Below are 12071 nucleotides of genomic sequence, written 5' to 3'. Positions count from 1 at the left end.
GCCTGCTAATCTAACGACTAACAGACTTTTTTTGGCGGTCCGGACGGGACTCGAACCCGCGACCCCATGCGTGACAGGCATGTATTCTAACCAACTGAACTACCGAACCAAATAAAATAAAAAGACAAAACATTATTCAAAAGAGGCGGTCCGGACGGGACTCGAACCCGCGACCCCATGCGTGACAGGCATGTATTCTAACCAACTGAACTACCGAACCTCTTCTTGGATAATCAATCTCTCTCGATTGCGGTGCAAAGGTAGATATTATTTTTAATTCTGCAATACTTTAAGCAAAAAAAATACACCAATATTTCAACCATACCTGATAGACAACAAATTAGAAAGCATATATTTTTAAGAAAATATCCACTAAACACATGCTTGCCACGCTTAGATACTTACTCGCGTATCTCTCCTTTATGCACAATCATTTTTACCAATGTCTGCATCGATTTATGTGTATCCGAAACCCATAACACCGAATCGTTCTGCGCATAAATACGAACAGGCAGTAAAAAAGAGTATCCTTTGATGGTCTTTATTTTTTTCACCCATTCACCTTGTTGGCTATCATATATATTGATAGCATCGTTATCACCGGTTGCATACCAACGTTCGTTACACAAAGCAAACGTCTTAGGTTTAAATTCGAGAGAAAGAGACAGTTCGTCCATATCGATGGAAGTTCCGTTTACCAAATCATCATTTACCAATGTCGGATCGAGTACACGTATTTTCTTTCCCTCATAATCTGTAAGCAGAATATTCCCTTCTGCATTGAACTGCATATAGTGAGGAGCAAAACCATTGTTACCCGGACTGTTATTTCCGGAAACTTGCCAATGACGGTTTATCTTCTGATAATTTTCTTGAGTAACATCCGACTCTTTATAAATACTGACCTTTCCGTTCTTGTCGCGTGCAAAGATAAGGCCATCTTTCACCGCAAGCGCTTGTGCCTGAAATACCGGACCACTCCATTGTCCATTTCCAATGCAAGTGACATAAGTCAGATCCGGTAGTTCGAACACATGAATGCGCGACTGCCGCTCAGCAACATATAATCGATTTCCTGCCGGAACAATAGCTTCGATCGAACTCCCGAAATTCTTTTCCTCATTGTCGAATTGCCATGATTTCACCACATCCAGCAATCGCCCCTCCTTTGTATTGAATACCAACAAACTGTTTCCTTCCTTTCCTATGTTAGCAATAAAAAGAGTATCTCCCAGATGTGCTACAGTATAAGGCGAGAAGTCCTCCAAGGCTTCCATTCCTAAAGTTTCCGCATTAACTAACTGTGCAGCCTCATAAGAATAATACCAATAACTATCATAATCGGGTGAATCCTCCTCCGGGTTCCCTATATCATCACTGCTACACCGAATGGTCAATATACCCAACAATACCAACCAGATATAAACATACATTTTCATATTCACTTTCATTTTTATGGGATCAACTTAGTTTAATTCATTCATAGGGATTGCATAGATACACGCTCCGCTCTTTGTACGGTCTATCATAAACAAGGTATTACGGCGAATACAGAATTTTTCCGGAACCTGCAAGGTGACATCTCCAACAACCGTGTAATCTTTCAAGATTTCGCCTGTCACCGGATCGACTTCGCAAAACTTCTCCTTGCCGTTTGAACTAACAAACAACCGACCTTCATAAAAATCCAAGGCATAAGGAATATTTGCATACGTCAACTGATCGACACGTTTAAATGTTACTCCTTCACGGATAGCATCAGGGGTAAAGATATCTATACGTTTGGAGGGATGAGTAGAATACAATAGTCCGCTCTGTTCATCTACTGCCATACCATAAGTACCGGCGGTTTCACCCAAATGTTCGGAACGGATATAGATACGTGGAGCCTTTTTCCCCGGTTCCAAAATTCGTTCTTCCACAATATCGATATAACGTTTATCATGAATCATAATCAGTCCCTTATAACATAGCACATCAAAAGCATGAACAGTCTGCGAAGGCCCTGTTCCCCAACTACCGGTACCGATACAAGTGATAAACTGATGGTCTGCCGCATCAAAAATCTCCGTTCGGCTCCCCTCATGAGTAACGTAAATCTTTCCGTTAGCACGTGTAACCCCATTCGGTCGACCTGCAAATTTTTCCTGGGTATCCTCCCAGGTCCATTCCTTGATACTTTCCAAATGCTTCTTACCACCGTTCGCTATACTGAATACTTCCAGGCTGTAGTTATTATCGGCATCATTCACGACATACAACGTATCACCATATGCAAACACATCTTTCGGACGGAAAGTAGCTGCCGTTGCTCCCGGTACATCTGAATAATCCAACTTGAAAGTAACAGGTTCTCCATCGTTTCCCTCAGAAGTATTCTCTTCGCGTAGCGGTGACAACCCACCATCGAGGGCATCCAGTTCCGGATCTTCAATAATATACTTAGAAGCTACATAGATATCGTCAAAATACCTGTTTTTACTCCGGCGGGTATGTAAGAAACGGCGAGAATAAACCGGTAGTTCTTTCTCCAGCGACAAATCTACATATACATTATTACACAAAGTAGGCCAGCCTGGTCCGGTTTGTTCGTATGTCATGTTTCCGGCATGGCCATATCCGACACAGTGTGCAAATTCGTGAAAGATAGTCTCCGTAATACTTTTATCGTCGGCATAATGCTCCAAATAACACACCTCATGCATACCGAAGGTAGTTCCTCCCCCCAGCCCCATGACTCCTGTCGTATATCCGAAAACCAGTCCTGCATGATTAAGCACTTTCGTCAACAAGGCGCTTTTGTCGATCTCCACCCTGTCATTGTTACTATGCAACGGTCCAAACTCATACAATGCTTTCTCGAACTTTTGCGAAGAGAACATATAACTCATGTTCAGCGCAATAGCTACAGCTTCACGTGTATGCGAAGCCTTCATTTTATATTTCCAACTAGCCTGAGTGTCGCTATATCTGCCAAAAGCGATACGCCATTTGCAACGAATAGATTGCAACCTGTCCCAATAAGGATCGTCAGACTCTACCGTGAAAGAAATGTTTTCTCCCGTCAGATACGGGTTTGCCATAATACGGATCTTTTTTCCGCTACGGGTATAAGCCGTCAAGTCTTGAGTGGCAAACGGAATACATACCCGAAGTTGCTGAAACGGCAACACCTTTTCGAGCGACATAAACATGAACTCTTCATCATATCCATCAATAGTCGCCCAGATGGTTACGTTTTTCAACGCTCTGGGGCTATAAAAGCGGAGTTGGAAATTGTGATCGTCGTCCAATTGAATCTGCAACGGCTGAGTGACATAGAAACTGCGCTGACTCGAATCGAAATAAATATCCGGCGATTCTTCATCGTTCAGCAAATAATACGTATTATCCTCATTATAGGCAGCTTCCGTCATCCTGACGGGCAATTCTTCAATTACAAGACCACCTTCATCGGGTAGGGATACTTCATCATCTTTACAGCCAACCAGCTGCAAAAGCATACCAGCCAACACAAACAGGCTAGCGGGAAATAATCTTTTCATCGTCTGTCTTTGTTTAGAATTAAATATAATACTCTTCCGAAAAAGGGTGCAAAATTAATTATTTTCGATGTGTTTTACCAGTATTCTTATTGCAAGGTAGTCAAAATTATACTTTCATTTCTTAAGTATTCTCTTCAGGTGGGTAACGTCTTGTATTAAATTCACCGTTTCAAATTTTCCTTTATAAAACACAGCCCAGTTATTGAAAACACAAGGCAAATCCTTCGCTTTTTGTAATGTATCCACCTGAATCAATGATAGTGGGACATCATTCATTTCACAATATTGTTTAACAATCCCAATTTTTTGATCGATATAAGGACACTGCATATCATAATAAATTGTCAGCTCTTTGCTTTCTATTTCCAGCTTTTTCGCATTTTGTGCAAACTTCGGCATTGTTCCGTCAAAAGAAAGTGCGAGCAATTCATATCCGTTATCGGTTGTATCGACTACCTCAAAGCCGAACTTCTTCGCAAATGACTGGTCGGAAAGCCAGGATTTTTGTTTTTCTGCCCCGAGCATACAGATACCGGATTTACCTTTTTCTTTGGCATCGGCTATACAATATTCCATCAATGATTTTCCATACCCCTTCCCTTTGCAACTACCCAAAGTCCATAAACAATAGAGGTAATAATAGTTATCCCCGATTATGGGAACCCAGGCTGTTTCCAAAGGAGCATATTCGATAAAAACCGTTGCCTTCGCATTTAACTTTCTAAAGACATGACCTTCATTCAGCCGGTCAGAAAGCCATTGACGCTTTGCCTCAACACCCAGATGTAGCTTTTTAGTGCGGATAATGCAGCATAAATGCTCATCGGCAAGATTTGCTGTTGTTATGTTTATAAAATCAGTATCCATGTGTATCTTCGTTTCAATAGTGTAAATGTAGTGAACTTATATGAATTCTGCAATTCACCTCAAAAAACAAGCAATTCGTCAATCTTATTTGAAACCCGCTTCCCCACCCCATAGCTTTGCTGATAAATTATTAAACGACAAAAATATAAAGACGAAAAAGATCATTCAGATACTGCTTTTAGGGTTACTAGCTTATCCTTTATATGCACAGCAAACAGAAATCAAAGTTTCCAGTAAAGTAACAGATGTCAATAATGAAACCTTGGAGGGAGTAACCAGCTTACCCTGCTTAAAAAGCAGGGAAGACAGTTTGCTATTTTCAGTAAATATATAACTAATTTTCAACAAGATAGTAAAAACTATTGCTTGACACCCGGGTCTTGATATCATCGACACCCGGGTGTAAGCATCGTCAAGATGGGGGTGTAAAATCAGGTGAGACGGGCATCCTGGCAACAAAAAGTCTGTATCCGAGTGAAGTTAAATCATAGTTTTGGTATAAAAAGCTAGTAGGCCGACTAATGATAAGGCACCGTATACAGCAGTAATGAACAGCTTTTATAGTCAAAAAAAAGACTAACCGTTAGTTAAAAATCTGTTAAAATAACAGTTAAATGATAGATAAGTGATAGTTAAAAGCATCTACTATCATACATTAATCAACTGGAAAACAATATCATACACTAGAAAATGATAGTATGATAGTACATTTAATGAATTAAACCTAATGTATAAACTTTCACCCGACATTTGCCTATAACGCAGTTTATTCATACAAAGTTAATAAAACTCACCTATTAAACACTCTCTACCTACCGATGTCTTTCGTCATAGCTCTACCACACTGACTAATGAACAACCACTACAAGGTAACTGTTATAAATGAAGACAAATAATTGTTTGTTGCAATCATAAATACTAGCAATATGGAAACTTTCAAAGATATCATACATGGAGATAAACCGGTTTTGGTTGACTTCTTTGCCACTTGGTGTGGTCCCTGTAAAGTAATGAGTCCGACTGTGGAAGCGTTAGGCAAGGAACTGGTCGGCCAGGCACGTATTCTGAAAATCGATGTCGATAAAAACGAGGCTGTCGCCAACCTGTACCGGATCCAGTCCGTTCCGACTTTAATCATTTTCAAAAAGGGTGAAATAGTCTGGCGTACTTCCGGAGTAATGGAAAAAGGGGTCCTTCTGGAACAAATCAAGAAGTTTATTGACTAAAATCTTTATTCCCGGAAACTCTTTCTATCTTTGTTCATAACAAACACATACGGTTATGAACAAAGAAGAATATAAAAAATATGCAGAGGAACATGAAGACTGGGCTCCCGGATGGGATGCTATCGACGAATGTTTCGAAAAACTTTATCCCGGACAAGAGCCGGAACATTTCGGCACCAACATCATTTCCAGAGCGATGATGGGTGGTGACGAGTATCTCGACGGATACAGTATCTACACCTCCCCCAACGGCTACAAACATCTTGTCACCTATGGCATGAGCGAATTATATTCCAACGAAGAAGCACTGGAAAACGAATTCAGTAAATGGGGATACGAGATGACCATAAAACTACCGGTCGAAACGAGTGAAGAATGTCAATGGGCCATCAGCATGATGAGTAACCTGGCTCGCTATACTTTTACCCAGGAACGTTGGTTCGAACCATTGCAATTCATAGCAGGTAACGGACAATCCATTAATTGGGATGTCGAATCAGCCATTACAGCCTTACTGATTGTAAATGACACAGAAGTCCCCGGTGTAAATACAATCCACGGAAAACTGGACTTTATGCAGCTGGTTGGTATCACAGAACAGGAATTACAAGCAATAAAAGCCGATCCGTCAAAAGCATCGGTATTAATAGAGTTAATGAGAAAGGATAATCCAATGCTCATTACAGATCTTACTCGTACTATAAATTACCTCTAAATATATGTACTAGCCAAAAAAAGGAATTCAATACTGAATCCCCTTTTTCATATAATAATATTATCTTATTATTTATTTTCCTTGTAAATGGCTGTTTGGAAAATCTGAGATTTGCCCCATGTTGCAGCTGTTGAATCTTTATTAAACTCTTTGATATAGTTAAATCTAATATTTAAGGTTTCATTTCCAGCTGCAGTTTCTCTTGACTGTAAAGTTTTGAAATAACTACTTGTGTTAAATACATAATTAAAAGCATTAGTGCCAGCAACTCCCTTTCCATCACCATTCTTCACAACACGTAAAAAGAAATCATAAACACGTTTTCCATCTACAGTTTGAGGTTCCTGATTATAATCCCACTGCAAAATATATCTATTGGGTTGATCTAAAGCCACTTTTTCATGACTCGAACCCATAAACAAATAATTATGATTGGTAAATGAATACTGAGTATAAGAATAATCCAATACCCCTACATTCAGAGCTGCAATTTCACCAGGTATAATATTAGCTGTATCAATGTAAGTCACAAATTCTCCCTTGTCTAATGGATTTGACGCTACTGCATTGGTTACCGTCAAATATTTTTTCGTCCCATTATTCGCTGGGTCATCAGTACTATAAGTGCTAGTAAAAAAAATACAATCACCATCTTTGTAATCTTTGAATGCAGGAGAATATACAGGGGTATAATCATCTATATAGGCAACATTCCCCATAGCATCCATAGATAATTCTATAACTCCAAAACCGTTTAAACTTCTCTCATTATTACCATCCAAACAAGAGGTCAACAAAATAGTTGCTGCGGCAACCACGCCTAAAGATTTTAGCTTCTTCATTTTCTGTCTTTTAATTTTTATGTTATTAGTATTTGTTTCTTATTAAAAGCCAAACCGGAAACCGGCCTGCAGATTTACATTAAATGGTTTTTCGGAACGGACAGTTTCGATCGAACTGCCATTATCGAAATAATAATCAGCCCCTACTTCCGCATAAAGACTTACAAAACGAAGCAAAGGATAGCTTACACCGGCACGGGCATTCACCGACCAGAACCATTCTTTCATACGAATATGATCAGCTTCCTTTTCATATAATTCATTATGCATGTATTTTTTCGTAACCAATTTACCCGCCACATTCACTTCTGTCATGACTCCCGCTGCCGCATAAACCTGGAAACGTTTCCATTCAGCTATTCTATATGTCAAAGACAACGGAATACCTATAAAATGAAGTTTCTGACTCGTTTTATTATGGTATGCATCGGATGTTTCCCACGAAGAAGACAATAACGAATAATTTAAACCGGTTACTAAAGCAAACCGGTTATTTAAAGAATAACTCACTGACATCCCCAAAGAAACCGGTGTCTTATGTTTTACATTTGTCTTTCGCGCTGAATTCTCAAAATTAGCAGAATTCAAAAACAATAACTCCTGATCCGTAAGCGATGTATTCTTCAAAGCATATGTATTCAGTGAATTACTTGTTCCGGCAGTTACACTTCCGCCTCCCATGCCAAATCCCCATCTGCGTGGAGATACTTCTTTATCTTTCTTACCGACAGGAGCCGCATCCGCTATCAACGAACGGGTATCATCAGCAGAACCCACTTCCGGATAATCCTGCGCAACTTCTTCTGTTTCAACAACAGCAGTATTATCCGGTAGTGTTATAACTTCTGCATTCTCCTCCATATCATCATCTGAAGAAATAACGGCAGGTTCATTTTCAGCAACCTTTACAGTCGCCTTATATGTTGCCTGCATCACCGGCTGTTGCACTGCTGCAACCGGTGATGCAGTAATTCTTTCCTCGACAGGCTGTACCTGAGTAACAGACGCTTCCGTCTCTTTTGCCAGTTCCGTCTCTATTTTCTTTGTTTCCTGTTCGATCTTTTCAGCCAAAGGAGTCGCTTCCTTCTCTGACTTGAATAAATAAACGCCACTTGTTATCATCAACAGCGAAACTACGGCTGCCGCAGCCCAGTAGCGTAATGTCCGGCGGAAAGGTACCGGCGCTTTTACCGGCAAACGATCGGCTATGGCCTCCCAGTCCCCCGGCATTGTATCCACCTCAAAATCCTGCAATTTCGAGCGGAACAAATCATCAAATGTATCTCTTTCCTTTTCCATTCTTTCCTCTTAATACAATGCGTTAATCCTCTTTTGTAACATCTGTTTGGCGCGCGTAAACTGTGAACGTGACGTACTCTCCGTTATATTCAACATGTCGCTGATCTCCTTATGCGAATACCCTTCAATTGCGAACAGGTTGAATACCGTACGGAAACCGGCAGGTAACTCCTGTACCAGCTGCATCAGTTCAGCCGCCGACATATTGGAGATAGCCGAAGCATCCGGTTGGATCAGCTCCGCCGTATTATCCAGATCAGTCGATTCGCGCAGCACATCTGATTTACGCAAATATTCCAATGCACAATTTACAAAGATCTTTCGCATCCACCCCTCGAATGAGCCAATTCCCGAATAGGAGTCCATACTGGTAAAAACTTTAACGAATCCATCCTGCAGCAAATCACGAGCAGTCTCCCTGTCGTTCACATAACGCAGACAAACTCCCATCATTTTGCGGGAATACCTCTCGTAAAGCTCTTTCTGAGCCAGCCTGTCTCCCTTCCTACAACCATTTATCAGTTGTGTCTCATCCATTCAGTGTGTGCCTTCTCACCTCTTACGAGGCCGTACAAATATTATGATGTTATTCTCGTGCAAAACGCTGCATGTTTTACGAACTTTTTTTCATAAAAGAGGCGGACACATAGATCCGCCCCCTACAGGTATGCTTTGCAAAGATAAGATGTTCTAACGAATTTCCGTGTTAACGGATATAGACTGCTTACTTTTTTTTCGCAGGATCGACAGGGCATCCGGCTCCATCGTCTACAGGCACAGCCTCCATCCCGATCTTTTTAAAGGCTGATGCCAGTTTGGTTTTCGAGGTTTTATCCGGTTTGTAAGTGACAACTACCGTACGGGTAGTCAGGTCACATTTCATATCGGTCACTCCTTTTTCGAATGAGATATTCTTTTCTACTTTTTTCTGGCAATTGGCACATTCCATCCCTTCAACGAAGAAAGTAACGGTGTCTTTTTTCTTTTTTGCATCCTGTGCATAAACCGTAGAAAGAGTAAAAACGGCACAAATCAATGCTACTACTAACTGTTTCATAATGTATCTGTATTAATTGGTAAATATTATCTGTTATTTAATCACGGCTGATGTTGAAACGCAGGCCGGCATATATCTTCCGTCCGTGAACCGGTCCCCAGACCATCGAACCGTCAAAATTGTCTCCCCGCGGATTTTCCGCATCTATGATCGGATGAGATTGCTTATAGTCAAACAAGTTCTCCGCGCCGACATAGACGGACCATCTGCGAAAATACTTTGTAATTTGCGCATTCACAACTGTATAAGCATTAAAATTAGGCTTCCACAGCGGATTTGTCGCATCCGGTGTCGGCATCCGGCCTCCTCCGTTGAACTGTCCGGTCAAATCGAACTGCCATTTCTTCAGCGGGGTTTGATAAGATGCGGTTGCCAATGCTTTATAATCACTTACCAACGGTTTCTTCAAGCGCTGTGTCACACCCTCTGCATTCCGGTAATCGGTTTTAGCATCCGTATAACGGTAGGCGGCAGTCAGTGTAAACCCACGGAAGAAAGGATAGGTCGCTTCCACCTGGAAACTGTTTGAATAGGATTTACCGTCCAGATTATAAAAACTGACGGCATGGGCATCGCTATCCATATCGACAACTACCTGCTTCAGGAAGTTGGTATAATACCATTCGCCGGTCAGCGTCAGTTCTTTTCCAAACAGAGGAATGTAGAATGACAAATTAACGCCAGTGTTCCAGGCTTCTTCCTGATCCAGATTATCCGCAATATTCATTTTACGGCTACTGGATAACAGGAAATTGTTTTCTGCAAGAATATTAGCCGTACGGAACCCCTTACCGGCAGAAGCACGGACATGAAACCAGTCGAACGGATTATATTTAATATGTACGCGAGGCGTAACAAAGAAATCGTACAAAGAACTGTAATCTGCCCTGATGCCGCCTAATAGTATAAGCTTATCATTCAGGTTGTAAGTATATTGTACATAGGCACCCGGAACAACTTCCGTACGGTCGAACACTTTACGCACATCATTCTGCAACAGGTTCTCGTTAAAACCATCGTAGTTCATGCTCAAACCGGTACTCAGGCTATGGGCCGGAGAAAATTCCTTTTCATAGAGCAGGCTCGCATAGACATTGTTCTGATATACATTATAAGGAGTACGGTCATACATGGACTTTTGTTCATGATAAGAACCGGACAGGATCAAGGCTACGCTCTCCACCTTTTCCTTATCAATGATATAAGCCTGTTTGGTATATAACTCCGCCCGGTTCGTATTCAACTGCACACGATACGGATCCGTAAAATCATGATGTTTGGTGGCCTGCCCTCCCGTACGGCTTTCGTGCAGATAACGAACTCCATACTGGGCTACATAGTTATCCAGTTTGTGATACCAGCGGTTCATCAGGTTGACCTGTTCTCTTAAAGGTGTATCCAGAAAACCGTCATCATTACCGTCATGCTGTTTCTTATCATTCGAATAATGCACTAATAAACCGGTCGAAACCTTATCATTGATATGCCAGGAAGCATCCGCATTTCCTTCGTACCGTCCGGCATCACTACCGAACAGGTTTACAGAAAAAATATCAGCCGTAGGCGGTTTCTTAAATTCAACATTGATCTGCCCGGCTAATGCCTCATATCCGTTCTTTACGGAAGAGGTTCCTTTGGAGACCTGGATACTTTCCATCCAGGCACCCGGAACATAATCCAAGCCGTATAAGGAAGCTGCTCCACGGAAATTCGGATAGTTTTCCGTCAGCATCTGCACATATGTTCCGGCCAATCCCAACAGCTTAATCTGGCGAGCTCCGGTTGCTGCATCGGCATAAGACACATCCACAGAAGGATTTGTCTCAAAACTTTCCGCCAGATTACAACAGGCAGCACGGCAAAGTTCATCATAGGTGATCTTCTGAGTTTGCAACACACTGGTACGCGAAGCGATTGTTCCTATTTTACGCTCGCTGATCACGACTTCCTCTAAGGCTACTTCGCCTTTCAGCTTTATAACCAGAGGTTCATCTGTATTCGTTACCGGCATGACAAACGTTTCATAACCGATATAACTTACAACCAGTTTGTTTGTACTTTTTCTTGTTTTCAGTTCAAATGCACCGTCTACATCGGTAGTCGTGCCTTGTTGGGTCCCTTCCCAATAAACATTCGCCCCGATGATCGGCTGGTTGTTATCATCAAACACATGCCCTTTTACTTCCTCCGCCTGGGCAAAAACTGCGCAGAAAGTCAATATTATAATAAGATAGAGTTGTTTCAACATGTCTTACATTTGAGTTATAATCATTAATTCAGAGGAAGCAGAGCTTCCTTTTGGGATCGCCAAAACCACCTGTTATATAGGTATCAGTCTCTTACACAACTATCTGTATCGGCCATCCTAAGAGAACGCGTTGCGTTCTTGTCAAGGCCTCAGCGGATGAACGTCCGCGAAGGGGAAAGATGGAGCGGTAGGAGCATCTGCTGTTTGAGCGAAGCGAGTTCAGATGCGACAGCGGAATCTTTCACCGAAGCAGTGAAGCCGGTGCAGCCTTG

At 41.5% G+C, this 12071-nt stretch carries 11 protein-coding genes and 2 tRNA genes; 3 read left to right on the top strand and 10 right to left on the bottom strand.

Translation table 11 applies throughout. From position 1 onward, the window contains the following. Window positions 1-32: 32 nt before the first annotated feature. From DWW91_RS05525 to DWW91_RS05505, 5 genes are all read right to left on the bottom strand, one after another. Window positions 33-109, bottom strand: a tRNA-Asp gene (locus DWW91_RS05525). A 37-nt stretch (window positions 110-146) separates the two neighbouring features. Next, a tRNA-Asp gene (locus tag DWW91_RS05520) sits at window positions 147-220 on the bottom strand. Between the two features lie 181 nt (window positions 221-401). Beyond that, window positions 402-1439 carry a quinoprotein amine dehydrogenase gene (locus tag DWW91_RS05515; protein ID WP_122327235.1) on the bottom strand — a complete coding sequence of 346 codons (1038 nt, stop codon included), beginning with the start codon at window positions 1437-1439 and terminating at the stop codon, window positions 402-404. Window positions 1440-1466: 27 nt separating this feature from the next. Beyond that, window positions 1467-3545 (bottom strand): hypothetical protein, encoded by a 2079-nt coding sequence (locus tag DWW91_RS05510; RefSeq protein ID WP_122327189.1) that lies wholly within the window; start codon window positions 3543-3545, stop codon window positions 1467-1469. 114 nt (window positions 3546-3659) lie between these two features. Beyond that, the gene (locus DWW91_RS05505) at window positions 3660-4412 is read right to left on the bottom strand and encodes a GNAT family N-acetyltransferase (RefSeq protein ID WP_122327188.1); all 753 of its coding nucleotides are present in this window, start codon (window positions 4410-4412) and stop codon (window positions 3660-3662) included. A 40-nt stretch (window positions 4413-4452) separates the two neighbouring features. Between DWW91_RS05505 and DWW91_RS05500 the strand changes: the two genes are divergently transcribed. From DWW91_RS05500 to DWW91_RS05490, 3 genes are all read left to right on the top strand, one after another. After that, window positions 4453-4746 carry a hypothetical protein gene (locus tag DWW91_RS05500; RefSeq protein ID WP_010802319.1) on the top strand — a complete coding sequence of 98 codons (294 nt, stop codon included), beginning with the start codon at window positions 4453-4455 and terminating at the stop codon, window positions 4744-4746. A 592-nt stretch (window positions 4747-5338) separates the two neighbouring features. Further along, on the top strand, window positions 5339-5638 hold the full coding sequence (gene trxA / locus DWW91_RS05495) for a thioredoxin (protein WP_010802318.1): 300 nt from the start codon (window positions 5339-5341) through the stop codon (window positions 5636-5638). A 55-nt stretch (window positions 5639-5693) separates the two neighbouring features. After that, window positions 5694-6353, top strand: a complete 660-nt coding sequence (locus tag DWW91_RS05490; RefSeq protein WP_122327187.1) for a suppressor of fused domain protein — start codon at window positions 5694-5696, stop codon at window positions 6351-6353. Window positions 6354-6421: 68 nt separating this feature from the next. Here DWW91_RS05490 and DWW91_RS05485 read toward each other — a convergent pair whose 3' ends face one another. The 5 genes from DWW91_RS05485 to DWW91_RS05465 form a co-directional block, all read right to left on the bottom strand. After that, a complete protein-coding gene (locus DWW91_RS05485) occupies window positions 6422-7195 on the bottom strand; it encodes a hypothetical protein (protein WP_046145160.1) in 774 nt (257 codons plus the stop codon). Window positions 7196-7237: 42 nt separating this feature from the next. Further along, window positions 7238-8494, bottom strand: coding sequence for a porin family protein (locus tag DWW91_RS05480; RefSeq protein ID WP_010802316.1), 1257 nt, complete (start codon window positions 8492-8494; stop codon window positions 7238-7240). A gap of 9 nt (window positions 8495-8503) precedes the next feature. After that, window positions 8504-9031, bottom strand: coding sequence for an RNA polymerase sigma factor (locus DWW91_RS05475; protein ID WP_007657421.1), 528 nt, complete (start codon window positions 9029-9031; stop codon window positions 8504-8506). Window positions 9032-9218: 187 nt separating this feature from the next. Continuing rightward, on the bottom strand, window positions 9219-9551 hold the full coding sequence (locus tag DWW91_RS05470) for a cation transporter (RefSeq protein ID WP_007657419.1): 333 nt from the start codon (window positions 9549-9551) through the stop codon (window positions 9219-9221). A gap of 37 nt (window positions 9552-9588) precedes the next feature. Continuing rightward, on the bottom strand, window positions 9589-11799 hold the full coding sequence (locus DWW91_RS05465) for a TonB-dependent receptor (protein WP_046145163.1): 2211 nt from the start codon (window positions 11797-11799) through the stop codon (window positions 9589-9591). Between the last annotated feature and the right edge of the window lie 272 nt (window positions 11800-12071).

The sequence above is a fragment of the Parabacteroides sp. AF17-3 genome (assembly GCF_003635445.1).
GTDB lineage: Bacteria > Bacteroidota > Bacteroidia > Bacteroidales > Tannerellaceae > Parabacteroides > Parabacteroides goldsteinii.
The sequence above is the reverse complement of the archived record's forward strand: the minus strand, read 5'-3'. Positions and strand labels throughout refer to the sequence as shown.

Excerpts from the sequence above, each read along its gene's own strand:
- DWW91_RS05515 (WP_122327235.1), bottom strand. The coding sequence starts at position 1,439 with ATGAAAATGTATGTTTATATCTGGTTGGTATTGTTGGGTATATTGACC.
- DWW91_RS05470 (WP_007657419.1), bottom strand. The coding sequence starts at position 9,551 with ATGAAACAGTTAGTAGTAGCATTGATTTGTGCCGTTTTTACTCTTTCT.
- DWW91_RS05505 (WP_122327188.1), bottom strand. The coding sequence starts at position 4,412 with ATGGATACTGATTTTATAAACATAACAACAGCAAATCTTGCCGATGAG.
- DWW91_RS05510 (WP_122327189.1), bottom strand. The coding sequence starts at position 3,545 with ATGAAAAGATTATTTCCCGCTAGCCTGTTTGTGTTGGCTGGTATGCTT.
- DWW91_RS05500 (WP_010802319.1), top strand. The coding sequence starts at position 4,453 with ATGAATTCTGCAATTCACCTCAAAAAACAAGCAATTCGTCAATCTTAT.
- DWW91_RS05475 (WP_007657421.1), bottom strand. The coding sequence starts at position 9,031 with ATGGATGAGACACAACTGATAAATGGTTGTAGGAAGGGAGACAGGCTG.
- DWW91_RS05490 (WP_122327187.1), top strand. The coding sequence starts at position 5,694 with ATGAACAAAGAAGAATATAAAAAATATGCAGAGGAACATGAAGACTGG.
- trxA (WP_010802318.1), top strand. The coding sequence starts at position 5,339 with ATGGAAACTTTCAAAGATATCATACATGGAGATAAACCGGTTTTGGTT.
- DWW91_RS05465 (WP_046145163.1), bottom strand. The coding sequence starts at position 11,799 with ATGTTGAAACAACTCTATCTTATTATAATATTGACTTTCTGCGCAGTT.
- DWW91_RS05485 (WP_046145160.1), bottom strand. The coding sequence starts at position 7,195 with ATGAAGAAGCTAAAATCTTTAGGCGTGGTTGCCGCAGCAACTATTTTG.
- DWW91_RS05480 (WP_010802316.1), bottom strand. The coding sequence starts at position 8,494 with ATGGAAAAGGAAAGAGATACATTTGATGATTTGTTCCGCTCGAAATTG.